The following is a 26,586-nucleotide window of genomic DNA, read 5'->3' on the forward strand; positions in this document are numbered from 1 at the left end:
CCAAATTAACAACGCCATCGTGTTATGCATGATGGCTTTTTTCTCAGCCAAAAGGATGAGATAAAATCATCCTTTTTGAGAAAGAGCCAAGAGGATGCTCATGGTATAATCAACGTAATGATAAGAGAAGGCATGGAAATGAAAGATACGCTTCATGAAGTTCTTCATATGCTCATGGAGATTACAGGCTTTCAGACAGCATGGATTTATTTTATAGAGGAAGACGGCTCGTATGAACTGATGGCAGAGGTATCTTTACCTGAAGCACTGGCAAAGGATCGAAAGCAATTGATGTGCCAAAATGATTGTTATTGCATCAATCGATATACTAAGGGGTCACTACAATCAGCCACCAATATCATTAACTGTTAACGAATTGAAACGGTGATTGAGCAAAAGCTTGGAGATACGGAAGGAATTACGCATCATGCAACAGTTCCGCTCAAAGCATGTAAGCGCACGTTCGGTTTATTAAATGTGGCGGCAAAAGGAAAAGTTACATTTACACAAGAAGAGCTGAATTTGCTTGAAAGTATTGCGCTTCAAATTGGTACGGCCATTCAGCGGATGAAGCTTGTGCAAAGTGAACAGCAGCATGCACTACTTGAAGAAAGAAACCGTCTCGCACAGGACTTACATGATTCGGTCAATCAAATGCTGTTTTCTGTGAGTCTTACTGCAAAGGCAGCCCGTCAAATGACAAGCGACCAGAATTTAGGGGAAATGATTGATTTTATTCAGCATTTGTCACAAGATGCACTCATTGAGATGCGGTCACTCATTTGGCAGTTAAGACCAAGAGGACTTGAAAAAGGATTGACAACAGCGATTGAAGAGTATGCACAGCTTTTAGGGCTAAGCTGTACATTATCCTTATCCGGCTGTAGGGAAATGGATCATTCGCGGCATGAGACTTTGTTTCGCGTATGTCAGGAAGCGCTGAATAACTGTCAAAAACATGCGGGAGTAGACAAAGTAGAAGTCAAACTCGAGCAATCAGCAGACACGTTTGATATGAAAATCATCGATTACGGAAAAGGATTTCAGTATGACGAACAAATGAGTCTTCCTTCACTTGGGCTGAAAGGGATGGCTGACCGAATCAAAAGAGCAGGTGGTACATTTTGTATTAATTCTGAGCGAAATAAAGGATCCACCATTCATGTCCAAGTGCCATTTTCTCAAGAAAGGAAGGGGGCTTCATGAGAGTAGTCATTGCAGATGATCATCATATTGTGAGAAAAGGCCTCATGTTTTTTTTGCAAACACAGCCTGATATTGACATCGTTGGAGAGGCGTCAAATGGCGAAGAGGCACTTGAGGTTGTCAGACAAACGCAGTCTGACATTGTCCTGATGGACCTATCAATGCCTGTTATGAATGGAATTGATGCAACGAAACAAATGACGATAGAAATGCCGGGGACCCGCATTGTGATTCTGACAAGCTATGCGGATAAAGATTATGTCATTCCAGCTATTCAAGCTGGAGCGAAAGCCTATCAGCTCAAGGATGTAGCGCCAGAAAAGTTGCTCAAAACGATGATTGAAGTACAAAATGGCACCTATCAATTAGATGGTCATATCACGACCTTTCTTGTGCAGCATCTGACAGAACCAAAAGAGCAAAAATGGGCAATGATGAACGAGCTGACCAATAGAGAACGAGATGTCCTATTTGAAATTGCACAGGGCAAAAGCAACAAAGAAATCGCCTCTTCGCTGTTTATTTCTGAAAAGACGGTCAACTTATCAAAGTTAGAGCTGGCAGATCGAACACAAGCAGTGGAATATCAAAAAAATCAGCCGAAAGAGCTACTATGACAGAAGATCATCATTGAACGTACCAACTTATGTAAAAAGGCCGAAAATCAGCCTTTTTCTTTATGAGTACACCGGTTCTGAATAAACCTTAGAAGCAGCCTCTGAAGCATGGTCAATATATTGCAGAAGCCAGTATAAACATTTTTCAACATCTGCATCGTTCCGGTTAAATTGATACGCATGTAAGAAATGCTCAATATGTTTCGAGAGCAAGTCATCTTTTGTACGTACCATAAGAATAAGTAAATTATCCCACTGCGAACGATGCGTATAATAAAGGGCCTTATCATAATCCGCCACATCCATTAAACCTTCTCCTTTCCCTTGAGAAGTCCTCATTAGTTTGCACGGACCATTTAAACTTTTTCAGGGGAAAAGTTGGTGTCCGCATAAACAGCGTACCGGTAATTATAGGCTGAATAAATGCTCCATGTATGAAAGAGAGTCGTATAGCTAAACCTAATCAAAATATACATGAAAGAGAGAACAATGATATCATGCAGCCGAAATTGTGGATGCTTATTGTAGCAGGAATGCTTTTGCTCGGCAGTCTGATTCACCCTGCATCAAAAGCAGCGGTACAGCCCTTTGAAAATTGGGAAAGACTTGCTTATACAGCCTTGCAAGACGAATATGAAGGTGCCGCTTTAAACGATTACCATTACATTGGACGTACACAAGTGAATGATGAGCAGACAAAAGATGTGTTTCGCGTTACCGTGAAGGAAGGTTCAACACTTTTTGCAGCGCACGCCGAAATTTATTTTCACCCGGTGACCGGCCATTTGATTAGTATCAATGTATTTCGGCTTTAAAAAAGCACCTCTTTTGGAAGAGGTGCCAGCACAAATTCAATTACTTCATGCTTCCTTGAAGGTATGAGCGAATATCCACACTGAGTGAATCCGCTAATCGCTGTCCGTAATCTTCATCTGCACGATAGAAGTTACAGATCGCAAGTAATTTCGTTTTTTCATTTACATCTTTGAGGTCAGCGGTTAGGTTTTTAATCAATGCTTGTTTCTCTTCCTCAGAGTAGCTTTGATATTTTTCCCCAGCTTGTTTGAAATCGTTCGGTTTTTCGATTTTTTGTCTCACCATACGGTCACCATGAAGAACAGGTTCACTTTCTTTGTAGTAAGGGTTTTCTTTTGGCTGATCGTCATAACGGTTTGGCTCATAGTTAATATGTCCGCTTGGACGATTTGTTGTCATAAAGCCATCTTGCTGGTTATTGTGTACAGGCGCATAAGGGCAGTTGACTGGAATGCACATGTAGTTCGCACCAAGCCGATGACGCTGCGTGTCAGGATATGAGAACAGACGACCTTGAAGCAGTTTATCTTCAGATGCTTCAATTCCTGGAACAAGTGCACTTGGCGTGAAAGCAGATTGTTCTGTTTCAGCAAAGAAATTTTCTGGATTGCGGTTAAGTGTCATGCGGCCCACTTTTTGAAGTGGATAATCTTCCTCGCACCACGTCTTCGTTGGATCACATGGATCAAAATCAAGTTCATCATAATCGCTAAGCGGCATAAGCTGAACATATAAGTCCCACGCTGGATAGTTGCCTTTTTCAATGCGATCATATAGATCTCTTGTCGCATGCTGGAAATCGTTCGCTTGAATTTTTGCTGCTTCTTCCATGGATAAATTGCGAATACCCTCTGAAGGTCTCCAGTGATATTTCACATATTTGGTTTCTCCAAATTTGTTTACCCATCTAAACGTATGAACACCAGAACCGCGCATTTCTGCGAAGTTCGCAGGGATTCCTTCGTCAGAGAAAAGCCATGTGAGCATGTGAGTAGACTCAGGTGTTAAGGTCATAAAATCCCAATAACGGTCAGGATCTTGGATATTGGTGACAGGATCTGGCTTGAGAGAGTGAACCATATCTGGGAATTTCAATGCATCACGAATAAAGAAGATCGGCAAGTTGTTACCAACTAAATCATAGTTACCTTCTTCTGTGTAAAATTTGACAGAAAACCCGCGTGGGTCACGCAAAGTTTCAGGTGAGCCTTTAGGATGAATAACTGTTGAGAAGCGGACAAAAACGTCTGTCTGTTTTCCTTCTTCACTTAAGAAGGCTGCTCTTGTATGTTTCTCCATGCTATTTTCTACTTCAAACACACCATAAGCACCGGCTCCTCTTGCATGAACGACACGCTCTGGGATACGTTCACGGTCAAAGTGTGCAAGCTTTTCAATCAAATGGTAATCATCAAGAAATGAAGGTCCGCGATGACTAGCTGTTCTTGAGTTTTGGTTATCGCCAACAGGCACGCCTTGATTCGTCGTCAAATTTTTATGATTTGAATTTGTCATTCTTTTCTCCTCCTGTAAACAAAAAATGGTTTCTAGCAATCTATTTACCCTAATTATATTTAATCAAACATGATATATAATATTTATTTATAATGATTATAAATAAATATTATTCCAAGGAGGTAAAAAGACGAAAGAAATGGAATTCTTTCGTCTAAAGCAGGAGCTCTCTTAGAGCATCTTTGTTTTGTGTTAAATCTTTTAATGTGTATTGGTCAAGAACGTGTAAATAAGCAGTGAGTGCTTCATGAAGTACGTGTTTTAATGAACAAATTGGGGAGATGATACAGCTGTTTTTCTTTGGATCAAAGCATTCAACCATGACCAAATCGTCCTCTGTATAGCGGACAACTTCTCCAATATTGATGCTTTCTGGGTTTTTCCCCAGTCTAATTCCACCATTTCTCCCGCGGATCGTTTCCACATACCCGCGTTTTCCAAGATGGTAAATGATCTTCGTCAGATGATTTTTAGAAATGCCATAAATATTGGCAATCTGCTGAATATTTGACAGTTCATTGTTTTCTCTTGACGCTAAATAAATGAGTACTCTTAAAGAGAAATCTGAATAATTCGTAAGTTTCATTTTGACCTCTAAACCTAATAGAGTTTTGTATCATCGTAACACATTTTAGACAAGAACTGTTGGAGAAAGTTTTAAATGTGACAACATTTAAAACATCTATTATAAATATTGCTATGATAAGCTGTCATCCATTACGATAAAGATGTATTTAAAATACATCTTTTGAAAGAAGGAATGACCATGTTATCCACAGATCAAATGAACGCTATTAAACAATCAGCCTCTATATTAAAAGCCGAGGGAACCAAACTTGTGACTGTTTTTTATCAAAATATGATCAGACAGCACCCGGAGCTACTCAATCAATTTAATAAAACAAATCTCATGAACGGAAGTCAGCCTGAAGCGCTTGCTGCGACACTCTATCAAGCTGCATTGCACATTGACCGATTAGAAGAATTGCTTCCTGCTGTCAAACAAATTGCCCATAAACATGTCAGTGTCATGGTCAAAAAAGAACAATATCCAATCGTCGGATATCACCTCATTGAAGCGCTGAAAGAAGTGTTTGAATTAACAGAGGAGGATGACACATTATTAGCATGGAAGGCCGCATATGACATCATTGCAAATATTTTCATCACCATTGAAGCAGAAATGATGGAAGAGAATGTAAAGAAAACAGGCGGATGGGCAGATATGAAACCGTTTGTGATTAAGAAAAAGGTACAGGAATCTCCATCGCTGATCTCCTTTTACTTAGTACCAGAAGATGAATCAAAACTGCCAATGTATGAAGCAGGCCAGTACATTACAGTACAGGCAGATATGCCAGGAGAAGCCTATATGTGCAGCAGACAATACAGTTTATCAGATCAGCATCATCCATCTTATTATCGTATTACAGTGAAGCGCGATGGGCATGTGTCTACATTTTTACATGATGAAATGGGAGAAGTAGACGTCCTTCAAGTAAGTATGCCTCAGGGGATGTTCTGTTTGGTACAAGACACAAAAGAGCCTGTTTATTTCATTAGTGCTGGCTCTGGGGTCACACCCATGATCGGGTTAATGAAAACAGCTGCTCAAAACAGGCAGCCTTTTACGATGATTCATGCAGATCGATTAGAGGATGTAACCGCTTTTGGAAATGAATTTGAAAACGTTCTAGCTTCAGCTTCTCATGGACGCATCATCTTATGTAATGAACAATTTGCACAACCTAGTAAAGGTGAGCTTGTTGAGAAAGCAGCTTCCCGTATTGACCGTCCATTCCTTCAATCAGTGATTGGAGAAGGGAAAGGACAATTTTATCTATGCGGTTCCCCGGTGTTTACACAGGACATAATTCAAATTCTAAAAGAGCTTGGAATTCCAAAGCAGAATATTCATTTCGAAGCATTCGGCGGGCAATCCATCAAAGAGATCGAAGTTATATAAACGAAAGGTTGAACATCATGTTTTTTTAGGTGCGTTCATATAGTAGGGATAAGTCCGATGAGGAGGGATGGTTTCCTTGAGCGTATCTGAAAAACGTCTTTTACAAAGAGCCATTGATGAAATTACAGAAATTGCAGAAGGATTTGGTCTAGATTTTTATCCGATGAGGTATGAAATCTGTCCCGCGGAAATTATTTATACGTTCGGTGCATACGGAATGCCAACACGTTTTAGTCACTGGAGCTTTGGAAAGCAATTTCATAAAATGAAGCTTCATTATGATTTAGGATTAAGCAAAATTTATGAGCTGGTGATCAATTCAAATCCTTGCTACGCCTTTCTACTTGATAACAATACGCTTGTTCAAAATAAATTAATTGTGTCACATGTACTGGCGCACTGTGATTTCTTCAAAAATAATTGTCGTTTCCAAAACACAAAACGAGATATGGTGGAAAGCATGGCAGCGGCGGCAGAACGGATTAAAGAGTATGAGCATATCCATGGAACAAAAGAAGTCGAATCCTTTTTAGATGCGGTATTGGCTCTGCAAGAGCATATTGATCCGTCACTTGTTCGTTCAAAATTAAGCTGGAATGTAGACGATGAAGAAGAGCCAGAAGAAGATAAGCCAAAACGTCATACGCCGTATGATGATTTGTGGGGGATGGATGAATCGAAGACGAGTAAGAAAAAGAAAACCGTTAAGCAATTTCCGCCAAAGCCAGAAAAAGATATTTTGCTCTTTATTGAGGCACACTCCCGGGATCTGGAACCGTGGCAGCGTGATATACTGACCATACTTAGAGAGGAAATGTTGTACTTTTGGCCGCAACTTGAAACGAAGATCATGAATGAAGGCTGGGCATCGTATTGGCACCAGCGGATTATGCGTGAGCTTGATTTAGATACAAGTGAATCGATTGAGTTTGCCAAATTAAATGCTGGAGTGGTCCAACCATCTAAGACGGGTATCAACCCTTACTATTTAGGGCTAAAGATTTTTGAAGATATTGAAGAGCGTTATGACAATCCATGTGAAGAATTAAAAAAAGCAGGTGTGACCGAAGGGTCAGGCTGCGGCAAAATGTTTGAAGTACGGGAAATTGAATCGGACATTTCCTTTATTCGTAACTACTTAACGAAAGACCTTGTGATGAGAGAAGACTTGTACTTGTTTCAAAAGCAGGGGAGAGATTATAAAGTCATTGATAAAGAATGGAAGGCAGTTCGTGATCAGCTTGTAAGCATGAGAGTCAATGGCGGTTTTCCTTATTTGACAGTGATAGATGGCGACTACTTAAAAAACAATGAACTTTATATTAAGCATTGGTATGAAGGCATTGAGCTCGACCTGAAATACTTAGAAAAAGTGCTCCCGTATCTGTATCAGTTGTGGGGAAGAAGTGTGCATATCGAATCAGTTCTTGAAGGAAAAGAACTGATGTTTTCATACGATGGAAAAGGTGTTCATAGGAAATATCTCGCTTAAAAAAGAGCCAAAAAGATGTCTGTTTTAAGACATCTTTTTTGTGTAATTCACAAATTTATTGGTTTTTAAGCAACTTGAAAATGTGCTTCGCTTGATCTGTATTTTCCATGAGACCTTTTAGCTCCTGACTTGTTGGTCCATAAGCATAAAATGGTACTTCATCACCGGTATGACCAGACGTTGTCCAGCCTGTATGTGATCTCGTATTGATCACTTCTTCAATCGCGTCATCAATTTTGAAAGCATCTTTTGTTTCTGCCGCCTTTTGAATAGAGGCTACTTCCTCTTTTGTGAAATCAAGATTTATATATTGCTTCAGTGCTGATTCAACTGTCATACCACCTATGATTTTGTTTGCAATAAAGTCAAGTGTCTTTTTCACTGCTTTTACAGGTTTGTAATCCCAGCTGCCTGAGCCGTTTGCCCCAAAGGAAAGTCCCCCAGTTGAATGATCCGCCGTAGCGATGACGAGCGTGTTTTTATCCTTTTTCGCGAAACGTATGGCTTCTTCAAACGCTTTTTCAAAATCCTTCATTTCACTCATGGCACTAACAATATCGTGGTCATGTCCAGCCCAGTCAATTTGACTGCCTTCGACCATGAGGAAAAATCCTTTTTTGTTTTTAGACAGCTGTTTAATGGCTGAGGACGTCATGTCTTGTAGAGAAGGGGTATTTTTATCACGATCAATTGCTTTGTCGAGACCGCCATCAGCAAAAATGCCTAACACTTTTTGGTTTTTGTTTTTTTGTAAGGCTGCTTTATTTGTGACGTAATCATAACCTGCTTTTTTGAATTCCCTCGTAAGATCACGATCCTTGCGAACAAAATCGACAAGTCCTCCACCAAGCATGACATCCACTGTATGTTGTTTTCCGATTTTTTCATCGAAGAAATCATCAGCGATGGCTGCTGTGTCTTTTCTGGAAACATCGTGGGCGGCATACGCAGCAGGTGTGGCATTCGTTAATTCAGATGTTACGACAAGACCAGTAGACTTTCCTTTACGCTTTGCCTGTTCTAAAACCGTTTTTAATTTTTTGCCGTTTTTGTCTACACTGATAGCATTGTTGTATGTCTTTTTACCAGTTGCCATGGCTGTACCGGCCGCTGCTGAATCGGTGATGTTACTTTTAGAGTCGTCAGGGTATGTTTTGTGCATGCCAGTGAGGTAAGGGTCAAACGCTGTTTGCTTTGAAAGGTCTCCGTTGTGTTTAAATGAGCGGTAAGTTATAAGATAAGGTGTTCCCATGCCATCTCCAATTAGCACGATCACATTTTGTACGTCATTTTTTGTTTTCTTTTTAGCCTCAGCTTTGTCAGCCTGTCCAAATTCAATTCCTGAAAAAATGCCAATCGATAGCAAAGATGCCGCTGCCACTGCAGCTATTTTCGTTTTCGAGCTTTTCAACACACTCATTCATGTGCCTCCTCATTGTGAATGTATTGCTCTTACGTTTACAATGGTAGAGCAAAGGATTCCTTTTTACAGCATCGTAAAGTTCACTTTAAAATTGTAAAGGTCCACTTTACATAGAGTGGACTAAAAAGAGAAATGAATGTATCATTTATCCATGACAAGATACATTTGATTTGTCATGATTGTGTAATAAAAATGAAATAAAAAGAACCCTAAAAAAATAAAATTTTGACGAATTATTAAGCAAAATGTCGCAGGAAGTCAAGACTATTTCTTCTGGTATTTGATCCTTATAATATTAAGTAGATTTGGATCACGATAGATACATACGAGGAGGAACACATGAAAAAACAATTGATCACAGCTGCAAGTACAGTTCTACTTGGGACAACATTATTTGCCGGAGCTGCCTCAGCACAATCAGTAAAGGTCCAAAAAGGTGACTCTCTTTCTGTTCTAGCGAAAAGATACAAAACAACCGTGAGCAAGATTAAATCAGACAATAAGCTGAAATCCGACATGATTTATGTTGGACAAACGTTAAAAGTAAATGAAGCTTCCTCGAAAACAACAACAAAAGTTAAAACGGCTTCAGCGACAGCCACTCATAAAGTTGTCAAAGGCGATACATTATCTAAAATTGGCAAAAAGTACGGAATGACAGTGAAAGAGCTAAAATCATTAAATAAACTCAAAACAGATCTCATCAAAATTGGTCAAAAGCTAGAGGTGAAAAAGACGGCTATAGTGAAGACAACACCTGTCAATGAGAAAACGGTATCTACTTCTTCATTAAATACGTCTAAACTCATAGCAGATGCTAAAGCACAGAACGGTACACCATACAAATGGGGTGGAACGACGCCAAAAGGCTTTGATTGCAGCGGTTTTATGTGGTATATCATTAATAAACAAAAAAAGATTTCAAGACAAACAACAGAAGGTTTTTGGGGCTCGATGAAAAGCGTGTCAACACCAAAAGTTGGAGATTTTGTGTTCTTTACAACATATAAATCTGGTCCATCTCACATGGGTGTCTACCTTGGGAACAACAAGTTTATACATGCTGCTTCTGACGGTGTGACGATTAGTGATATGAATTCAAGTTATTGGAAACCGATATACCTTGGAGCGAAGACATTTGTCAACTAATCTATTCAAAGAGACTGCTCATGAGCAGTCTTTTTTTCATATATCATTCACAAGAGATGAGTAGACCTTATGGATTTGTCCTGTTTTGCTGTCATTTATCAGCACTATCATTGCACATCACAAAGCACACAGAATTCAATAAACAATAAACCAAAAAAGCCAGTGATACTCGGTGTAGTCAAGTATCACTGGCTTTTCATTTTGTGAGCCATTAAAAACCTAATTGAAGATCTACATCGATCGATACAATGGTATAGACACAAACGATGATAAAAATATTCAAAACGACGCCTAGGAAACCTGGGCCCGTACGCCCCTTTTTAATGAACAGTTCAATAATGCCAAATGGAACTGCAGCCATTGCAAAAGGGAGCATCTGAAAAGAATAAAATGTCACGTTACTGATAATGGCGAGGTTCAGCATGAGCAGGGATAAAATAGCTGTGCCAACAGAAATCCAGCCAAATACATTATGCTCTTTAAAAATTCTTACCAATTCCATAATTCCACCTCGCTCACTTTTGCCGTTTTAATACGTTTCATCTTCACAAATTTCTCAATTTCCTTAGAAGGACCCGTCACAACAGAGCCATAAACAGTGACACCATTTTGATTGATATAACGTATTCGGTTAGAGAGATCAAGTTCAGGTCTGCCAGAGATTGTTTTTGCCCAGGTTGGATGCTGATTGACATAGGCTAGGGCATCTTTGAATTGATCTACCTCTGTTTTTGACGTGTGCTGTAGCTCCTTTAAAAATTCGGAGTCTTTTGCAGGAAAACCGATTGGGAGCTGGTTTCCACTTAATGAATCCTCTGTTTTAATCGCATTCCAGAGGACTTTCATATCATACTTTTCAGCAAATGAATAAACCTCCTTTGGTGTGTAAGCTGTGACATAGGATACATACACTTCACTCACTGTTCCTTCGGGAAGCTTGTTTAGCGTGGTGAGTGTTTGTCTTTTTGATGCATCTGCCTGCGTAGATGGGTGGCTAAAGAATTTTTCTGTATCGTGCGCACTGTCACCATAATAAGAGATCGTAGGCTGCTTTAGTTTATCGAAAAACATGTCAATTTGTTCAATGCCAATGGCTTCTGTTTTATTGCCAATTTGTTTTTGCAGCTTAACCTCAGTATTCATACCAAACAGCTTGACCTGTCCTTTTAAATCCTTCATATCAATTGCTACATTAGGCTCTGTCAGAGCAACTGTCACTGCGGCTGTTTCCATAAAATGATTGCCCCTGCTCTCTGCTCCGCCAATCCCATAGTATAGATAACTTCCTAGTGTACAAAGCGGTAAAATAATGAGCGTCGATATGACAGCAAGTACGGAAATACGCATATATGACTTTCTTTTTCCATATTGTAAAATGGCTTTTTGCTTTTCAGGACTGATGGAAAAGTCCGTCCATTCTGAGTCATTCAGTTCCTGGCTTAAGCGCTTTTCATTTTCTTCAAGCTCTTCTTCAAACGCCATCATTTCTTCCTCATTCATTTCGCCATTATTATATTGTTCCCATCGCTTGTTAAACTCTTCATTCATCATTAACACCTCTGTTGTAAAGTGCTTTTAGGCGCTGCCTTGCACGAAATAAAACACTTTTAAAATTTGCTTCAGTAATATTCATGACCTTGGATGCTTCTCTGTAATTCAATTCTTTTAAATAATACAATGTCAATGCTTCCTTGTAGTTATCTGGAAGCTGCTCTAAATACATGTTGAGGACTTCTTTTATTTCAACCTGTTCAGCAGGACTTTGTACAGACGTTTGTAAAAGACCGCCAATGAGATCATCCGATATGGTCACTTCTTTTTTATGTTTCCTGACATAATCAATAAAAGCATTTCGTGCCACCTGAAATAACCAAGGTTTCACTTTGCTATGGTCGTAGGAATGAATATGTATATAAGCACGCATAAAGGTTTCCTGCAATAAGTCTTCTGCCAAATGTTTGTCTTTTGTCATGGAGAGCAGAAACCTGTAAACATCGTTCATATACATTTGATAAATTTCATCGATTGTCACTGATTTTTCTCCCCTCTATGTTATACACGAATAAGAAAGGCATAAAGTTGCACGAAACTTCTCATAGACCGTACATTAATCATTTCTTTCGCCGATTCAAAATCATTTCTCCTTATCATAGCGAAATTTGCATCATTTATAAAGCATTTTTAATAGAACAAATCAGGATAAAAACTCGAAAAAAGACAAAATTGGATAAAATTACTATTCTATTCTTTCCTAAAACCTTATGCCAGAATACAGAAGGACCCGTAATTCAAACAAAAAAACATCATTTTAATGAACAGCCATTATTTTGACAGCATCAGAAAATTTTTAGTACCAGGTAATAAAAAATTTGTTATAATAGAAACAAATCCTCCATTCTTCAAACAAAGGAAGTGCACTATGTATAAATTTTCAGGCTATACCGTCAAAGCATTATTTGCTCTCCGAGGTGGAATCAAAGTGTATCAAAAAGAGAATCTGCCAACAGATCGGGGTTTTGTCATTGCTTGTACGCATGAGGGTTTTGTGGATGTTCTTGCATTAGGCGCAGGAATTCTTCCGTTTGAGATCCACTACATGGCGAAAAAAGAATTGTTTGCAAATAAATGGATCGGCGGATTTTTAAAAAAGATTCATGCTTTTCCAGTTGATCGAGAGAATCCTGGGCCAAGCAGTATTAAAACGCCCATTAAATTATTAAAAGAGGGGAAGATCGTTGGGATTTTTCCAAGTGGCACACGGACAACAGAGGATGTGCCTTTAAAAAGAGGGGCTGTCACCATTGCACAATTAGGTAAATCGCCAATTATACCAGCGGCTTACAAAGGACCATCAAATGCAAAAAGTCTTTTCAAGAAGGGGAAAATGCGCTTAATCATCGGTGAGCCGATTGAGCTGTCAGAATTTGACCATCTGCCGTCAAAAGAAAGGCTAGGTGCCACGGCGGAAGTGTTAAATACAAGAATCAAAGAACTTGAAGCTCAATTAATCGAAAAGGAAAAGGCATAAGAAAACGACCACTTGCTGTTAAGCAAGGGTCGTTTTTTTCTTACGAAGCGCCTTCTTCGGCTGCTTCTAATTGTTGTTCATTTCGCTTTTTGACCTCGATGTATGAGACGTGGTGTCCATCGACTTCATTAATGATAAATTCATAGCCTTGTTCACGAATAGAGTCGTGCTTCTCCACTTCATATTTCTGTGTAAGGAACCAGCCGCCGATCGTGTCGACTTCTTCGTTATCAAGCTGCGTACCTAGTAGCAGGTTGACTTGATCGACAAGGACCTTCCCATCAAAGATATAATGGTCTTCTCCAAGTTTACGCACTTCGTTAATTTCATCAATATCGAATTCATCACGAATTTCTCCGACAATTTCTTCAAGGATGTCTTCAACGGTAACAAGACCTGCTGTACCGCCATATTCATCTGATAAAATGGCCATGTGTACTCGTTCACGCTGCATTTTGAGCAGTAAATCATGAACAGGAACGGTTTCAATCACATGAATAATCGGGTTCACAAACTTTTCAATCGTATCACTTGTAGAACATTCACCACTAATACAAGCAGTGAGAACCTCTTTAATATTCACAACACCAATAATGTTGTCTTTATCGCCATCTTCAATTGGATAGCGTGTATATTTTTCCACCTTGGTCACTTTCAGTATTTCCTCAATGGTAATATCGTGAGGGAAGCTGACAACTTCGGTCCGCGGAATCATAATTTCCTTCGCAAGACGGTCATCAAATTCAAAAATTTTGTTCACATATTTGAATTCAGACTGGTTAATCTCGCCGCTCTTATAGCTCTCTGATAAAATAATTCGCAATTCTTCTTCAGAGTGCGCCATGTCATGCTCAGATACTTGCTGAAGACCGAACGCTTTCGTTAACAAACGAGCAGATCCATTTAATACCCAGATGAACGGGAACATCACTTTGTAAAAAATCATGAGTGGTCTAGCAAAAAGAAGGGATACTTGCTCTGCCTTTTGAATGGCGAGTGTTTTAGGTGCAAGTTCTCCAACCACAACGTGTAAAAACGTCATGATACTAAACGCAATAATAAAAGTGACGATGTGACTAGCTGATTGAGGAATTGAAAGCTCTGCAAAGAGTGGTGCAAGCATATGCGAAATCGTTTCTTCCCCTAACCAACCAATCCCAAGGGCGGTAATGGTAATCCCAAGCTGACAGGCAGATAAGTACTCATCAAGATGAGTCGTTACATGCTTTACAGCAATTGCGGTTTTATTACCTTCTGCAATTAATTGATCAATTCTTGAGCTTCTTAAGCGAATGATCGCAAACTCTGATGCAACGAAAAATGCGGTTAAAGCTATAAGTAAAGCAACTATGAATAAATTAACTATGTCCAATTAAGGCCTTCGTTCTGACTTTGAGAACGAAGGTAACACCTCCTGTTTAGTAAAGATTTTAACTTAACAGCAGTAAAAATGATTGGACAGCCGTCATTTTTTCTGGAGTAAGCTGCTCTTTTAGTTTTTCACGTTGTTCTGGTTGAAGCTGCTTACAACGTGTCAAAATGCGGTCCATATGTTCATTCATACGATCGATATCAGTGGTTAAATGGACAAGTTCATCATGTTCTTCTTTTTGAGAAGGGAATTGTTCATCTAATCTGGATTTGATGTCAGAAAGAGCCAATCTCTGCTGTTTGCAAAGAACGATTAATTGTAATCGTTTTAAAGCAAGTTCATCGTAATAACGATAATTTGAACAAGATCTAACAGGCGCAAGCAGTCCAAGATTTGTATAATAATCTACAGTTCGTTTCGTCACCTGTGCAATTTGTGCTAGTTCACCAATACGATACTTTTTCTCAGCCCCATCTGAACATCTCCTCCTAACCGTCACGTTATAGTTTATGAAAATAGTTTAATATAATTCGAGTCTGAAATACAAGTTAATCGTTCATATTCCCTTCCAATATGCAGAGGGGACTTCCCTCAATTTAGGCTATCATGTCAAAAATAACATGATGATACAGGAACTTTCAGATTATTTATGGTAAGATAAAATGAATACCGTTTCATATATATGCAGAGAGGCGGATTTTATGTGAACCGGAGGTGGTTAAGTGGGACCCTCAATGTAGTCTTATTTAATCAGTTAACCGTTTTGCAAAAGACAACATCATCAATCAGGAGGTGACTCCTTGTTCTTCTAAGAAAGAGCAAGGTTAAATGGACGATATTGTTAATCTGAGTATAGTCGGTGTTTTGATTGCTTTAACAGCTTTCTTTGTTGCATCTGAGTTTGCCATTGTGAAGGTGAGAAGTTCAAGAATTAATCAGCTTGTTGCCGAAGGGTCTAAAAAGGCCACCATGGCGAAAAAGGTGACATCAAGGCTAGATGAATATTTGTCAGCCTGTCAGCTTGGTATTACGGTGACATCACTTGGTTTAGGGTGGATCGGTAAGCCGGCAGTGAAAGAACTTTTGGTTCGAGGTTTCGGTTTGACAAACATTCCTGATTCAGCAATCAGCCTGATCTCAGCAACACTTGCGTTCTCTATAATTACCTTTTTGCATGTAGTCGTAGGTGAGCTTGCACCAAAAACACTTGCCATTCAAAAGGCAGAAAAAATGACGCTATGGCTGTCAGGCCCGCTGCATGCATTTTATATGCTTATGTTCCCTTTCATTTATGTATTGAACGGGTCAGCCCGTGTGTTAACCAAAATGATGGGTATCGATATGGGGTCTGAAAAAGAACATTCCCATTCTGAAGAGGAATTGAAGATTTTATTATCTGAGAGCTTAAAAAATGGGGAAATCAACCCATCAGAATATAATTATATGAACAAAATTTTCGATTTTGATAATCGAATTGCCAGAGAGATCATGATACCGCGAAGAGAAATTTGTGCCATCCCGGAAGATATGCCATTTGACGACATACTCGCCATTATGACGAAGGAAAAGTATACGCGCTTTCCTGTGTTTTCAGGTGATAAAGATCATGTCATTGGCATGCTGAACAAAAAGCAGCTCTTTGCAGATATTGTGTATCAAGGAGAAAAAGATCACCTGAAGATTCAAGATTATATTTATCCAGTGATTGAAGTGATTGATACAATTCCAATTCAGGAGTTACTTGTCAAAATGCAGCGTGATAGAATGCATATGGCGATCTTAACCGATGAATATGGCGGAACGTCTGGACTTGTCACTACAGAAAATGTTTTAGAAGAGATTGTTGGAGACATTCGGGATGAATTTGATGAAGATGAACAGCCAATCATTCAAAAAAGAGCCGATCATCATTATGTACTAGATGGCAAAGTTAGATTAAGTGACATTCAAGATTTGATCGAGCTTTCCTATGAGGATGAAGAGATTGATACAATTGGCGGGTTAATCTTAAAGGAAAATATTGATATCCAAGAAGGGCAATCCATTTATCTTGATGATATTCGGATAAAGGTGCTGGAAATGGATGGACGTTATATTAAAAAGATTGACCTGAAAAAAGGCATCACATCATCAGAAAAAGGAAACACACGAACTAGGCTTGATATAAAAGAGCCGCTGTTAGTAAACGAAATGACCTTGAGCAAAAAATAAGCTCAAGGTTTTTTTAGGTATTAAGTTTCTTTTTTAGGTATTAAGTTTCTTTTTTAGGGAATATATGTTCGCATAGAAGGACAACTAATGAATCAACTACTCATCAGCTTAGCAACCATCACGAATATTTAAAAAAGGATTTGTCCTATTTGATAGAACGCAGCAAAGAGACTTAAAGACCCGAGAATCGTCATAACTAAATAGACAGCAAGTTTCCCTATTTGACGGTGCATCAGCATGGTTGCCGACTCTACGCTAAAAGTAGAGAATGTCGTAAAACCACCGAAAAAACCCATTCCAATGATTACAAGTAGTGGGTGATCGGACATCACTGCACCTGTCAGTAAACCTAAACCGGCTGCACCTAATAAATTGACGAGCATAATACTATATGGGAAACGCGCATGGGATTGGGCTTTCTGAACAGATTGGCTGATGAAAAAACGAAGGGCACTACCAATCCCTCCTGCAACCGCTGTATAAAAATCAATCATTTATCTGCTTCCTTTCTGCTGGTGATGTTGATGTAAAAGCCGCTGAGCGATTATAAATCCAGTTAAGGCAGCAGTTACTCCAGCAATCACTGACAGTAGTATGTACATTACACTTGAATTGAATTGCCCAGCTTGTAATAAGAGAACTGCCTCTTTAGAAAAAGTGGACATGGTCGTATAACCACCGCAAAATCCTGTTCCGATCAAAGCTGCAAGATATTTCTTTTCTTTATGAAACATAAAGTATCCTGTGGCATAACCAAGAAGCAGACTGCCTGCAACGTTTTCGATGAGTGTTGAGTAGGGAAATGTTTGGCTGACAACGGATTGACTTAGCTTATATCTGCAAAACGTACCAATCAGTCCACCAATAAAAACGGCGAGATAAGTTTTCATTTACATCATTTCTCCTTTTGAAAAAAATGGCGGATGATCCGTCACCACTCCATCAATTGGGTATTTTTTTATCCAGTTGGCTGTTTTTTGATCTTTCACTGTCCATATAAACACATCCATCCCGAATGAGTGGATATGGTCTATCCACCAACTGTTGATCATCGTTTTCTTCATATTAAGACAATCAGCAAACGAGTTGTACACCGCTAATTTCCTTTTCGTCAGTTTTAAGGCGGAAGGTTTCATGATAAAAGCTGTTTGAAGAGAAGGGGCGTCAGCTTTGATTCTTTGAAGTGTAGTGTCATCAAAAGATTGAACCATGATATGGCGAGAATAGGAAAAACGATTGATGATGTCCACAACTGCTTTTTCAATCCCAATTTGCCGTTTTGGATGCTTGATTTCAATCAATATACCGATACACTGGCTGTATCTCTCAAGAATTTCTTGTAATGTTGGGATTCTTTCTTTGGCGTACCGTTTATCAAACCAGCTCCCTGCATCCAGCTTTTTAAGCTGATCGAGTGTATAACTTCTGACTGGCCCACTTCCGTCTGTCGTTCGATCAACGGTATCATCATGGATCACAACTATGTGCTGATCCATTGTTAGCTGAATGTCTAACTCAATATAATCTGCACCCTGCTGAACAGCTAAATCAAAAGCAGCGATTGTATTTTCTGGGGCAGCGCTTGATGATCCTCTATGCGCAATAATATACACATGATCCAGCTCCCTGACATAAGTTCTGATCTTATCATATCATATCAAATGCCTTATATATTGTCCTGCTTTACTATCAGGAGGGGAAGGTAGCGGTATGTAAAAAAGCATGTTGTGTAAATGTGAAAAGTTCCAGGAATATCCCAAGCTTTCATTGAGTAAATCTGAATTACATCAATTTTTCTTCGATCAATTTTGTCCAAATCGTCAGCGTTCGTCAAAATATTAGTACATTCGTCATGTTGACTGAAAATTCTGATGTTTTATAATGATGAAAAGGAGGCGAGATGATTGGGTAAAGGGAGAATTAGAGTAGAAGAACGTATTAAGGTCGAAACGGATGCTGAAATGTTTAAAGCGACTCTCCTTGATCAGACTCAGAAGAAAAAGTAGTTTGCTGCCCGTCGTTATGTCTCAAGCCAAAATTTCATATTGAACATCATGCCTCGGGATGTATCTCGAGGCTTTTTATATTCAGGTCAGACATTTAAGAGAGGACACATACGAAGTTTATAATATAAACTAGAGAGGATTGTTTTAAAGGAGAGAGACAGACATGTTTCCACAAAAATGGATGGATACATACTTTACAGTAGAAATTGCGATCCAAATTGGCATTAGCCTATGTATTTTTTTGCTTTTTTTATTGCTTCGGAAAGTATTTGCGAAGTACTTGTTTCATCTCCTTTTTAGGCTGACGAATCGGTCTAAAACTGAGGTCATTAATCAAATTGTTGTGGCATTCGAAAAACCTGCAAGGCTGTTTTTTGTGGTACTTGGCTTATATTTTGCGTTTAGACAGGCGCCGTACTTTGAGCACCATATGGGTGTCATCATTAAATTGTATAGGTCTTCGATTATATTGATGCTAACGTGGGGGCTTTGTAATTTAACCGCTGCTTCTTCATTCTTATTTCAAAAGGTGAATTCAAAGTTTGAATTAGAAATGGATGATATTTTAGCGCCATTTTTATCAAAGGTACTTCGTTTTATTATTATTGCACTGAGTATTAGTGTCATTGCACAAGAATTTAATTATGACGTGAACGGGCTTGTGGCAGGACTTGGTCTAGGAGGTCTAGCTTTTGCGTTCGCTGCGCAGGATACAGTGGCGAACTTTTTTGGAGGTGTTGTTATTATTACAGAGAAGCCATTTACGATGGGCGATTTTGTGGAGACCCCAAGTGTACTTGGAACAGTAGAGGACATTACATTTAGAAGCACAAAGTTTAGAACGCCTGCTGAAGCAGTCGTGACAGTTCCAAATTCCACGCTTTCAAAGGAGCCGATTACAAACTGGACGAGAATGAATAAACGCCAGATTACATTCTCAGTTCGTGTGGCCTATAATACACAAAAGGAAAATATTGAAAATTGTATTAAGCGTCTTAAACAAATGCTGTATGAGCATGACGGTGTTCATAAGGAAACCATTATGGTGAACCTCGATGTACTGGCAGATAGCTATATGAACTTATTTTTTAACTTTTACACAAACACAACGGCATGGTCTGAAAACCTTGATATTAGGCAAGACATTAACTATCGTATCATCGATATCTTCCATCAAGAAGGTGTAGAATTCGCCTTCCCTGGACAGACCATTTATATGGAACAAAAGGGTGAGAAACAGCAAGGTGAATAAAGCAAAGGTGGCAGCGCAAAGAGAGAGTGTGGCACAAGCTTCACATATCACAGTACTTTCAGGTGCTGGTATGAGCACAGAATCGGGTATCCCCGATTTTAGATCAACAGGTGGTGTGTGGACAGAAGATACCTCTAGAATGGAGGCAATGAGCGGATCCTATTTTTTATCACACCCTCATCAATTCTGGCCAAAATTCAAGGAATTATTTCAAATGAAAATGAGTGGAGAGTACGAACCAAATGCGGGACATTACTTTTTGGCAAACCTTGAGAAGCAAGGGAAGCATGTGGATATCTTCACACAAAATATTGACGGCTTGCAAAAAAAGAGGGAAGTCAGCATGTCTATGAACTGCATGGTTTCATTCAGACTGCCACTTGTCCTTCGTGCCAGACGAAATATGAGCTACCCTATCTACGACATCTCTATAAATATAAATCATAAAGAAACCCCGCACCTTTTTGCGGGGCTTTGACGTTTCAAATTTTATTGTTGTAGCGGCTTCATTGTTTCATCAAGGACTTCAAATGTATAGCCCTTTGCTTTTAGCTGTGTGATCAGACTGTTTAAGTATTTTGCGGTAGCTGGGTGATCATGCATTAAAATGATTTTTGGTTCTTTTGGATGTTTTGTCTCAAGCACTTGCAGCTGATTCAATACCTCTGGTACGTATTTTGAGCTTTTATATTTCCAGTCAAGACTATCAATTGTCCAATCCCAATAAATAAAGCCTTTTTGTTTTAAACGTATTTTTTGCTGATCTGTTAAATTTGGAACACTGCCATAGGGTGTTCTCACCAGATGAGTATATTCACCTGTGACAGAAGCTAAAATGCGCTGATCTTCTTTCATTTCGTTGACGGGAGAATCACTTTGTTGATAAAAGCGTTTCACATCATGCGTGATGCCATGAAGCCCTAATTGATGCCCTTCTTGATGAAGCCTTTTCACAGCTGCTGGGTGTTCTTTGATCTTTGGCCCAAGCATAAAAAATGTGGCCTTCACTTGATGCGCCTTTAGCACATCTAACAGCTGATTTAATGTAGCAGAAGGACCATCATCAAAGGTTAAAAAGATCGTTTGATCCGTTACATGTTTGTTTGGGTTGATCTTAAAATGTGCATCTAATGTTTTCGTAGAATCATCTTTTGCTTTCAGACTTATGCTTGTGTCTCGGAATTGACTGCTCGCAGACATTTCAGCCGGTTGATCTGCTGCCTGCATATTGGTTTTTGACATATCCCATATTAAAAAGAGGATCAGTGTAAGAATCACTAAACCAATAGCCTTTGAGAGCAGCAGCGTGTTTGAAGGTGTCTGTTTTTTCGTAACCCGTTGCATTACAATCGCTCCAATAAATCAAAAATTTGTGTCGAATCATGTAGTGGATTCTGTCTTTTTTCGCTGTTTTTTGTCGTGCTTATATTGAGTAAGTATACAGGAAAAAAGAGCCTATGAATATAGAAGATGCTAAAAAGTTGGAATCTTTTTCGTTATGAATCTATATTTGTTTCAATAGAAAGTGATCCATTTATTTGATCAAAAATCATTCTGAATAATCATTGAAACGTTTTCATTTATCGGCTAAGATAGCATCAGATCCAACCATTAAAGCAAAGCGAAGGGGAGAATCCATATGAAAGTATTGTACAATGGAGATTTCATTGAAAAAAAAGATGCACATGTTGATATTGAGGACAGAGGCTACCAATTTGGCGACGGAGTCTATGAGGTCATCCGTGTATACAATGGTACTTTGTTTACATTAAAAGAGCATACAGAGCGTCTGTTCAAGAGTGCAAAAGAAATCGGCATTCATCTGCAAGGTACGGTATCGGATATGGAAAAAAAATTAAAAAAGCTAGTCGCTGACAATCAACTAACAGATGGCGCCGTATATATTCAAGTGACACGAGGGGTAGCACCTCGCAAACACCAATATGGTGATTCTCTCACTCCTCAAATCACGGCGTATACGTTCCAAGTGAAAAAGCCTGTTCAAGAGCAGACAACTGGTGCAAAGGCCTTATTATCTGATGACCTTCGCTGGTTAAGATGTGATATTAAGAGCTTAAACCTATTATATAACGTCATGGAAAAGCAGAAAGCGTCGGAAGCTGGTGCGTTTGAAGCCATTTTAATCAGAGACGGCTTTGTGACGGAGGGAACCTCCTCGAATGTATATGCTGTCATTGATGGCGTGATTCGTACACACCCAGCAAACAACCTCATTTTAAACGGCATTACCCGTAGAAAACTGCTACAGGTATGTGAGGAAGAGGGGTGCAGTGTCGAAGAAACACGTATCAGCAAAGAAGAGCTGCTGCGTGCTAAAGAAATTTTTATCAGTTCAACAACTGCTGAAGTCGTTCCGATTGTTGAGATAGATGGTCAATCAGTAGGAGAAGGTGTTCCTGGAGAGATCACGAAGCGTGTTCAGGAAGGTTTCCAAAAAAAAATTAAGCAAGAAATTGAAGCATCGATTACTTCATAAATGAAAGAGGCTGTAAACCAATGTTTACAGCCTTTTGTAATGCATTTATTTCACAATAAGCACAGGTATATCTGAGTTTGATGATAATTTTTCACTCACACTGCCAAATAGCATTTTTTTTAATCTGCTTTGGTCACGTGCTCCCATGACGATGAGGTCCGCTGATATGTCTTCAGCATATTCGATAATTGCTTCTGAAGGCTCTCCCTCGACAATTTCTATTTTAGCTTCAAACTGTTCCTCATTCAAAATCATCCTCGCTTCTGCAACGACCTCTTCTGTATGGTCTTCAAATATCAAGGGACTTTGCTGTTCATCATGAGGTACATATATAGGGGGTGTTTGAAGGTCTGCCATGCCGCCGCCGATATAAGCGCCGCCAGTCATTGGGCGCGGTGCATCAAACACCTGTCTGCCTGATTTGCGATCATGTGCATAGGCGACGGTGAGCTTGGCATGCAAGGTTTTGGCTAAGGCGATTGCCTTTTTTAACGCTTTCTTACTGTCTTCATGTCCATCAAACGCAATGACCATCCGATCAGCTTGAAACAATATCATCATTCCTTTCAAAAGGAGTTTTTACACTCATGATATACCCGTTATGAGAAAAACATACACATGATGGTCACGTATTTTTGTTAGAAAATTTCATTTATTGAAAATAGCGACAGATACTATAAGATAAAAAAATCCTCAAGATCCAAAAGGAGGAAATGTCATATGCACTTTGGAAGAATGAAATCAAACTGCATGAATGAGTTGATTCACGTGACAATTACACCTTCATTGGTCATTGAAAAGGAACGATGTTGTGCCAATTGATCGGATGAATCAACGCGTATGTTGCGTATTTGTCAACATGCGTGACAGCCAAGAAAATATAGAAAGCGGCTAGCTTTAAAAGGAGAGAAGAACATGTTTTCAGTATTTGCGAAATTAGGCTGGTTCTTTAAAGAAGAGTGGAGGCGATATACGATTGCTATTATGCTGCTCCTTATTGTGAATGTGCTTGAAATGCTACCCCAAAGGTATCTTGGACAGGCAGTTGATGACATTCGTTCTGGTCAATTTGTGTCCATTGGGGCACTCTATGCGTTTGTCGATTATTTAAATCGATTGTTCCAGCCGATTACAGGCATCGTGAATCAATTTTCCAGATTAGAATTAGCAAGGGTATCATCTGAAAGGGTCTTTCGATTATTAAATGAGCCACGAACTGAAATGGAAGAACTTGTGCAGAAGAAAATAGAGGGACACGTTCAGTTTCAGGATGTCACCTTTGCCTATAACGAAGGAAAAAATGTATTAAAGAACTTCACCTTTGAATCCAAAAAAGGTCAAACCGTTGCTAGCAGCTAAAAGTGAACAGCCAAAAAAAGAGTTTCCTTCAGTTCGAAAGCGGCTCTTTTTGATACCATTAAGTGACGAAAAAAGTCGAGGCTTTATGTTATCGCCTCGACTTTTTCCTTGTTGTATATGGTTTGCACGGGCAAAAGGTTAATAAGCGATGCCGACTCGCTGATGCAAAAATTCCTTCGAATTTAACTGCTGATATAAAAAGTGTGCCGTATCTTCAACTGAAATTTCCTTTCCATATATAGGGAGAAAATCTTTTTCATAGCGATATGACCGTGTCACTTCTCCATCTGGTAAATAGGTTGGACAAATAATGGTCCAATCTAGTTCAGTCGATTGAATGATTTCAAAGGCTTTCGCATGCTCTTTGGCTGGCCGGGTAGTGGTTCGCTTTGATTCATTTGTTTCAAAGCGGTAAAGTTCCGGTTGCTGCCTTGCTTTTAAAATACCCGCAGTGCCAATCGTAATGATTCTTGATGTCCCTGTTTGCTTCATGGCTTGTACGATATGCTCCATTGAAATAGATAATGTATCATCACCATCTGTCGATAGACAGCTCACAACAATATCTGATCCTTTGATTGTCTCAAGCACATCCTCTTGATTTCTTGAATTGCCAGTGACTTGAAACATACCCGCAAGCATTCCTTCCCGGTTTGTCCGAACTAAAGAACGAACCATGTAACGATCATCTACTTGAACAAAACGAAGAAATGCTTGTCCTACACGTCCATGAGCACCGAAAAGTGCTATTTTCATCTGTTCGATCCCTCCACTACATACTATAAGTGAAAAGAACCCAAAATGGTACAATTTTATGTCATGCTTTTTCTGTAAAGATGAAAGGATCGAATACTATGAGCATATTCACATAATAGAGAGAGTCCTACAAATTGGAAAATCTCAAAATTCATACCGGAAATAATGTCCATGAAGATCCGCTCCTTTCTCATACATAGTATGAGTAGAAAGGGAATTTGTGAGGGATAAAAGCAAAAAAAGAAGACACCATAAGAGGTGCCTTCTATGATCCAGATATGAAATTAAGCTTTTGTTCCGCCAAGGTTTTGCTGAGCGTAAGACACAAGACGTTTTGTGATTTCTCCACCAACTGAACCGTTAGCACGAGCTGTTGTTTCTGCTCCAAGGTTTACACCAAATTCAGAAGCGATTTCGTATTTCATTTGATCGATTGCTTGCTCTGCTCCTGGAACGAGTAATTGATTTGATCTATTAGAATTTTCCATGATGTGAATCTCCTTTTTATATATGATTTAGTTTGGTTGGGTTTTCTGGAATCGCACCAGCGAAATGTTCAAGTCATTTGCCACTTGGCGAAACCCAATACGATATCCGCCTGATACTAAGTATTATGGATATTTGCGATGAAAACATACGAAAAAAGGCCATGGTAAATGTTGTTTCAACATGCAAAAAAACATCACCCGATAGTGAGTGATGGTGCACGAGAACTTCTCTTATTCAATTGAGCGAATGCGCAGTTCAGTTTCAGCATCGAAAAAGTGAGCTTTATTCATATCGATGGCAAGTGGTATAGACTGACCTGTCTGAACATCTGTATGAGAATCAACACGTGCAATAAACGATTGACCATCAAGAGAAGAATAAAGCATCTTTTCTGCTCCCATTAATTCAGCCATTTCTACATTTGCCTCAATTTTTGTTCCTTCAGATGCCTGTATAAACACAGGCTCATCATGGAGGTCTTCTGGCCTGATGCCTAGAATGACATCCTTTCCAATATAGCCCTGCCTACGTAATACCTTCATTTTTCCTTCTGGCACACGAATGTGCGTTTTTCCAATGGCTATGGTGCCTTCAGAAAGCTTTCCTGTAAAAAAGTTCATCGCAGGAGAGCCAATGAATCCGCCTACAAAAACATTCTCTGGGTTTTCATAAACATCCTTCGGCGCACCAATCTGCTGAATAAAGCCATCTTTCATGACTACAAGACGGGTAGCCATTGTCATCGCTTCAGTCTGATCATGTGTAACATAGATAAATGTCGTTTGCAGGCGCTGATGAAGTTTAGAAATTTCAGCTCGCATTTGAACACGTAGTTTCGCATCTAAGTTAGAGAGCGGTTCATCCAAAAGATAGACTTTTGCATCGCGCACAATCGCTCTGCCAAGTGAAACACGCTGTCTTTGACCGCCAGACAATGTTTTTGGTTTTCTGTCTAAGTATTGTTCAAGCCCTAATATTTTAGCGGCATTTCTAACCCGCTCATCAATTTCTATTTTAGGAAACTTCCGAAGCTTTAACCCAAAAGCCATATTATCGTACACGTTCATGTGAGGATATAATGCATAGTTTTGAAAAACCATTGCGATATCCCGGTCTTTTGGTGCCACGTCATTCATCCGTTTACCGTCTAACAGAAAGTCCCCTTGTGAAATCTCTTCAAGACCTGCAATCATACGAAGGGTGGTTGATTTTCCGCACCCCGATGGACCAACAAACACAATAAATTCTTTATCCTGTATATGTAGATCAAAGTTATCTACTGCTGTTACCTTGTTATCGTACACTTTATAAATTTGATTGAGTATCATTTCAGCCATAGATGATAGCCTCCCAGTCCCTTTTTGAAAGCGTTTTACTAATGAATAAAGTGTATAAAATAGGTGAGATTCTGTAAATGGACAACGTGCACAAC

Annotated in this window: 27 protein-coding genes and 3 pseudogenes; 13 read left to right on the top strand and 17 right to left on the bottom strand. The window is 39.3% G+C overall.

Annotated features, from left to right (window positions below; all coding sequences use genetic code 11):
* Positions 1 to 117 precede the first annotated feature (117 nt).
* Positions 118 to 1,206 (top strand): annotated as a pseudogene (locus LC033_RS04615) (GAF domain-containing sensor histidine kinase).
* Entirely contained in the window at positions 1,203 to 1,823 is a 621-nt protein-coding gene (locus LC033_RS04620) for a response regulator transcription factor (RefSeq protein ID WP_226567087.1), read from the top strand. Before LC033_RS04615 ends, LC033_RS04620 begins: the two are co-directional and overlap by 4 nt.
* Before the next feature lie 60 nt (positions 1,824 to 1,883).
* On the opposite strand, the gene LC033_RS04625 is transcribed toward LC033_RS04620, so the two are convergent.
* Positions 1,884 to 2,129: a YhdB family protein gene (locus tag LC033_RS04625; RefSeq protein ID WP_226567088.1), complete on the bottom strand. Its 246-nt coding sequence runs from the start codon at positions 2,127 to 2,129 to the stop codon at positions 1,884 to 1,886.
* Between the two features lie 191 nt (positions 2,130 to 2,320).
* On the opposite strand from LC033_RS04625, the gene LC033_RS04630 reads away from it, so the two are divergent.
* Positions 2,321 to 2,638, top strand: a complete 318-nt coding sequence (locus tag LC033_RS04630; protein WP_376776403.1) for a YqzG/YhdC family protein — start codon at positions 2,321 to 2,323, stop codon at positions 2,636 to 2,638.
* A gap of 40 nt (positions 2,639 to 2,678) precedes the next feature.
* Here the strand turns inward: LC033_RS04630 and LC033_RS04635 are convergent, their stop codons facing one another.
* Both LC033_RS04635 and LC033_RS04640 read right to left on the bottom strand, forming a co-directional pair.
* On the bottom strand, positions 2,679 to 4,154 hold the full coding sequence (locus LC033_RS04635; RefSeq protein ID WP_226567089.1) for a catalase: 1,476 nt from the start codon (positions 4,152 to 4,154) through the stop codon (positions 2,679 to 2,681).
* 154 nt (positions 4,155 to 4,308) lie between these two features.
* The gene (locus LC033_RS04640) at positions 4,309 to 4,740 is read right to left on the bottom strand and encodes an Rrf2 family transcriptional regulator (RefSeq protein ID WP_226567090.1); all 432 of its coding nucleotides are present in this window, start codon (positions 4,738 to 4,740) and stop codon (positions 4,309 to 4,311) included.
* 180 nt (positions 4,741 to 4,920) lie between these two features.
* Here LC033_RS04640 and LC033_RS04645 point away from each other — a divergent pair, with 180 nt between their 5' ends.
* Positions 4,921 to 6,120 (top strand): globin domain-containing protein, encoded by a 1,200-nt coding sequence (locus LC033_RS04645; protein ID WP_226567091.1) that lies wholly within the window; start codon positions 4,921 to 4,923, stop codon positions 6,118 to 6,120.
* Between the two features lie 67 nt (positions 6,121 to 6,187).
* Entirely contained in the window at positions 6,188 to 7,612 is a 1,425-nt protein-coding gene (locus tag LC033_RS04650; RefSeq protein WP_376776404.1) for a SpoVR family protein, read from the top strand.
* 55 nt (positions 7,613 to 7,667) lie between these two features.
* Here LC033_RS04650 and LC033_RS04655 read toward each other — a convergent pair whose 3' ends face one another.
* Complete coding sequence (locus LC033_RS04655) at positions 7,668 to 9,032, bottom strand: alkaline phosphatase (RefSeq protein WP_226567093.1); 1,365 nt, start codon at positions 9,030 to 9,032, stop codon at positions 7,668 to 7,670.
* Positions 9,033 to 9,374: 342 nt separating this feature from the next.
* On the opposite strand from LC033_RS04655, the gene LC033_RS04660 reads away from it, so the two are divergent.
* Entirely contained in the window at positions 9,375 to 10,184 is an 810-nt protein-coding gene (locus tag LC033_RS04660) for a C40 family peptidase (protein WP_226567094.1), read from the top strand.
* Positions 10,185 to 10,395: 211 nt separating this feature from the next.
* Here LC033_RS04660 and LC033_RS04665 read toward each other — a convergent pair whose 3' ends face one another.
* The 3 genes from LC033_RS04665 to sigM are packed head-to-tail and all read right to left on the bottom strand — an operon-like array spanning position 10,396 to position 12,216.
* Positions 10,396 to 10,686: an anti-sigma factor gene (locus LC033_RS04665; RefSeq protein ID WP_226567095.1), complete on the bottom strand. Its 291-nt coding sequence runs from the start codon at positions 10,684 to 10,686 to the stop codon at positions 10,396 to 10,398.
* Positions 10,674 to 11,732: an anti-sigma factor gene (locus LC033_RS04670; RefSeq protein WP_226567096.1), complete on the bottom strand. Its 1,059-nt coding sequence runs from the start codon at positions 11,730 to 11,732 to the stop codon at positions 10,674 to 10,676. Before LC033_RS04670 ends, LC033_RS04665 begins: the two co-directional genes overlap by 13 nt.
* On the bottom strand, positions 11,725 to 12,216 hold the full coding sequence (gene sigM, locus LC033_RS04675) for an RNA polymerase sigma factor SigM (RefSeq protein ID WP_226567097.1): 492 nt from the start codon (positions 12,214 to 12,216) through the stop codon (positions 11,725 to 11,727). The genes LC033_RS04670 and sigM overlap by 8 nt, the downstream gene beginning before the upstream one ends.
* Before the next feature lie 387 nt (positions 12,217 to 12,603).
* On the opposite strand from sigM, the gene LC033_RS04680 reads away from it, so the two are divergent.
* Positions 12,604 to 13,212 carry a lysophospholipid acyltransferase family protein gene (locus tag LC033_RS04680; protein ID WP_226567098.1) on the top strand — a complete coding sequence of 203 codons (609 nt, stop codon included), beginning with the start codon at positions 12,604 to 12,606 and terminating at the stop codon, positions 13,210 to 13,212.
* A 40-nt stretch (positions 13,213 to 13,252) separates the two neighbouring features.
* On the opposite strand, the gene LC033_RS04685 is transcribed toward LC033_RS04680, so the two are convergent.
* Together LC033_RS04685 and LC033_RS04690 are read right to left on the bottom strand one after the other, a co-directional pair.
* A complete protein-coding gene (locus LC033_RS04685) occupies positions 13,253 to 14,584 on the bottom strand; it encodes a hemolysin family protein (protein ID WP_226567099.1) in 1,332 nt (443 codons plus the stop codon).
* Positions 14,585 to 14,642: 58 nt separating this feature from the next.
* Positions 14,643 to 15,083: a MerR family transcriptional regulator gene (locus tag LC033_RS04690; protein WP_226567100.1), complete on the bottom strand. Its 441-nt coding sequence runs from the start codon at positions 15,081 to 15,083 to the stop codon at positions 14,643 to 14,645.
* A gap of 329 nt (positions 15,084 to 15,412) precedes the next feature.
* Between LC033_RS04690 and LC033_RS04695 the strand changes: the two genes are divergently transcribed.
* Positions 15,413 to 16,795: a hemolysin family protein gene (locus tag LC033_RS04695; RefSeq protein ID WP_226567101.1), complete on the top strand. Its 1,383-nt coding sequence runs from the start codon at positions 15,413 to 15,415 to the stop codon at positions 16,793 to 16,795.
* A 128-nt stretch (positions 16,796 to 16,923) separates the two neighbouring features.
* Here the strand turns inward: LC033_RS04695 and LC033_RS04700 are convergent, their stop codons facing one another.
* Genes LC033_RS04700 through LC033_RS04710 form a run of 3 tightly spaced genes read right to left on the bottom strand, consistent with a single transcriptional unit; the run spans position 16,924 to position 18,408 of the window.
* Positions 16,924 to 17,289 (bottom strand): fluoride efflux transporter FluC, encoded by a 366-nt coding sequence (locus LC033_RS04700; protein WP_226567102.1) that lies wholly within the window; start codon positions 17,287 to 17,289, stop codon positions 16,924 to 16,926.
* On the bottom strand, positions 17,290 to 17,685 hold the full coding sequence (crcB, locus tag LC033_RS04705; protein WP_226567103.1) for a fluoride efflux transporter CrcB: 396 nt from the start codon (positions 17,683 to 17,685) through the stop codon (positions 17,290 to 17,292).
* On the bottom strand, positions 17,686 to 18,408 hold the full coding sequence (locus LC033_RS04710) for a glycerophosphodiester phosphodiesterase (RefSeq protein ID WP_226567104.1): 723 nt from the start codon (positions 18,406 to 18,408) through the stop codon (positions 17,686 to 17,688).
* 291 nt (positions 18,409 to 18,699) lie between these two features.
* Here LC033_RS04710 and LC033_RS04715 point away from each other — a divergent pair, with 291 nt between their 5' ends.
* From LC033_RS04715 to LC033_RS04725, 3 genes and pseudogenes are all read left to right on the top strand, one after another.
* Entirely contained in the window at positions 18,700 to 18,801 is a 102-nt protein-coding gene (locus tag LC033_RS04715) for a YhdX family protein (protein WP_226567105.1), read from the top strand.
* Between the two features lie 163 nt (positions 18,802 to 18,964).
* Positions 18,965 to 20,053 carry a mechanosensitive ion channel family protein gene (locus tag LC033_RS04720; RefSeq protein WP_226567106.1) on the top strand — a complete coding sequence of 363 codons (1,089 nt, stop codon included), beginning with the start codon at positions 18,965 to 18,967 and terminating at the stop codon, positions 20,051 to 20,053.
* A 7-nt stretch (positions 20,054 to 20,060) separates the two neighbouring features.
* Positions 20,061 to 20,473, top strand: a pseudogene (locus LC033_RS04725) (Sir2 family NAD-dependent protein deacetylase); the annotation flags it as partial.
* Between the two features lie 69 nt (positions 20,474 to 20,542).
* On the opposite strand, the gene LC033_RS04730 reads toward LC033_RS04725, so the two are convergent.
* Positions 20,543 to 21,397 (bottom strand): polysaccharide deacetylase family protein, encoded by an 855-nt coding sequence (locus LC033_RS04730; protein ID WP_226567107.1) that lies wholly within the window; start codon positions 21,395 to 21,397, stop codon positions 20,543 to 20,545.
* 295 nt (positions 21,398 to 21,692) lie between these two features.
* Here LC033_RS04730 and dat point away from each other — a divergent pair, with 295 nt between their 5' ends.
* Positions 21,693 to 22,550, top strand: coding sequence for a D-amino-acid transaminase (gene dat / locus LC033_RS04735; protein WP_226567108.1), 858 nt, complete (start codon positions 21,693 to 21,695; stop codon positions 22,548 to 22,550).
* A gap of 45 nt (positions 22,551 to 22,595) precedes the next feature.
* On the opposite strand, the gene LC033_RS04740 is transcribed toward dat, so the two are convergent.
* The gene (locus LC033_RS04740; protein ID WP_226567109.1) at positions 22,596 to 23,102 is read right to left on the bottom strand and encodes a universal stress protein; all 507 of its coding nucleotides are present in this window, start codon (positions 23,100 to 23,102) and stop codon (positions 22,596 to 22,598) included.
* Between the two features lie 363 nt (positions 23,103 to 23,465).
* On the opposite strand from LC033_RS04740, the pseudogene LC033_RS17000 reads away from it, so the two are divergent.
* Positions 23,466 to 23,900: pseudogene (locus LC033_RS17000) on the top strand (hypothetical protein); the annotation flags it as partial.
* 147 nt (positions 23,901 to 24,047) lie between these two features.
* Here the strand turns inward: LC033_RS17000 and LC033_RS04755 are convergent.
* The 3 genes from LC033_RS04755 to LC033_RS04765 form a co-directional block, all read right to left on the bottom strand.
* Positions 24,048 to 24,665, bottom strand: a complete 618-nt coding sequence (locus tag LC033_RS04755) for an NAD(P)-dependent oxidoreductase (RefSeq protein WP_226567110.1) — start codon at positions 24,663 to 24,665, stop codon at positions 24,048 to 24,050.
* A 284-nt stretch (positions 24,666 to 24,949) separates the two neighbouring features.
* Entirely contained in the window at positions 24,950 to 25,153 is a 204-nt protein-coding gene (locus LC033_RS04760; protein ID WP_226567111.1) for an alpha/beta-type small acid-soluble spore protein, read from the bottom strand.
* Between the two features lie 231 nt (positions 25,154 to 25,384).
* Entirely contained in the window at positions 25,385 to 26,491 is a 1,107-nt protein-coding gene (locus LC033_RS04765; protein WP_226567112.1) for an oligosaccharide ABC transporter ATP-binding protein MsmX, read from the bottom strand.
* Positions 26,492 to 26,586: the final 95 nt, after the last annotated feature.

The organism is Bacillus stratosphericus (genome assembly GCF_020524495.1).
Taxonomy (GTDB): Bacteria; Bacillota; Bacilli; order Bacillales; family Bacillaceae; genus Bacillus; species Bacillus stratosphericus_B.

Excerpts from the sequence above, each read along its gene's own strand:
- LC033_RS04620 (WP_226567087.1), top strand. The coding sequence starts at position 1,203 with ATGAGAGTAGTCATTGCAGATGATCATCATATTGTGAGAAAAGGCCTC.
- LC033_RS04625 (WP_226567088.1), bottom strand. The coding sequence starts at position 2,129 with ATGGATGTGGCGGATTATGATAAGGCCCTTTATTATACGCATCGTTCG.
- LC033_RS04630 (WP_376776403.1), top strand. The coding sequence starts at position 2,321 with ATGCAGCCGAAATTGTGGATGCTTATTGTAGCAGGAATGCTTTTGCTC.
- LC033_RS04635 (WP_226567089.1), bottom strand. The coding sequence starts at position 4,154 with ATGACAAATTCAAATCATAAAAATTTGACGACGAATCAAGGCGTGCCT.
- LC033_RS04640 (WP_226567090.1), bottom strand. The coding sequence starts at position 4,740 with ATGAAACTTACGAATTATTCAGATTTCTCTTTAAGAGTACTCATTTAT.
- LC033_RS04645 (WP_226567091.1), top strand. The coding sequence starts at position 4,921 with ATGTTATCCACAGATCAAATGAACGCTATTAAACAATCAGCCTCTATA.
- LC033_RS04650 (WP_376776404.1), top strand. The coding sequence starts at position 6,188 with ATGGTTTCCTTGAGCGTATCTGAAAAACGTCTTTTACAAAGAGCCATT.
- LC033_RS04655 (WP_226567093.1), bottom strand. The coding sequence starts at position 9,032 with ATGAGTGTGTTGAAAAGCTCGAAAACGAAAATAGCTGCAGTGGCAGCG.
- LC033_RS04660 (WP_226567094.1), top strand. The coding sequence starts at position 9,375 with ATGAAAAAACAATTGATCACAGCTGCAAGTACAGTTCTACTTGGGACA.
- LC033_RS04665 (WP_226567095.1), bottom strand. The coding sequence starts at position 10,686 with ATGGAATTGGTAAGAATTTTTAAAGAGCATAATGTATTTGGCTGGATT.
- LC033_RS04670 (WP_226567096.1), bottom strand. The coding sequence starts at position 11,732 with ATGAATGAAGAGTTTAACAAGCGATGGGAACAATATAATAATGGCGAA.
- LC033_RS04680 (WP_226567098.1), top strand. The coding sequence starts at position 12,604 with ATGTATAAATTTTCAGGCTATACCGTCAAAGCATTATTTGCTCTCCGA.
- LC033_RS04695 (WP_226567101.1), top strand. The coding sequence starts at position 15,413 with ATGGACGATATTGTTAATCTGAGTATAGTCGGTGTTTTGATTGCTTTA.
- LC033_RS04700 (WP_226567102.1), bottom strand. The coding sequence starts at position 17,289 with ATGATTGATTTTTATACAGCGGTTGCAGGAGGGATTGGTAGTGCCCTT.
- crcB (WP_226567103.1), bottom strand. The coding sequence starts at position 17,685 with ATGAAAACTTATCTCGCCGTTTTTATTGGTGGACTGATTGGTACGTTT.
- LC033_RS04720 (WP_226567106.1), top strand. The coding sequence starts at position 18,965 with ATGTTTCCACAAAAATGGATGGATACATACTTTACAGTAGAAATTGCG.
- LC033_RS04730 (WP_226567107.1), bottom strand. The coding sequence starts at position 21,397 with ATGCAACGGGTTACGAAAAAACAGACACCTTCAAACACGCTGCTGCTC.
- dat (WP_226567108.1), top strand. The coding sequence starts at position 21,693 with ATGAAAGTATTGTACAATGGAGATTTCATTGAAAAAAAAGATGCACAT.
- LC033_RS04755 (WP_226567110.1), bottom strand. The coding sequence starts at position 24,665 with ATGAAAATAGCACTTTTCGGTGCTCATGGACGTGTAGGACAAGCATTT.
- LC033_RS04760 (WP_226567111.1), bottom strand. The coding sequence starts at position 25,153 with ATGGAAAATTCTAATAGATCAAATCAATTACTCGTTCCAGGAGCAGAG.
- LC033_RS04765 (WP_226567112.1), bottom strand. The coding sequence starts at position 26,491 with ATGGCTGAAATGATACTCAATCAAATTTATAAAGTGTACGATAACAAG.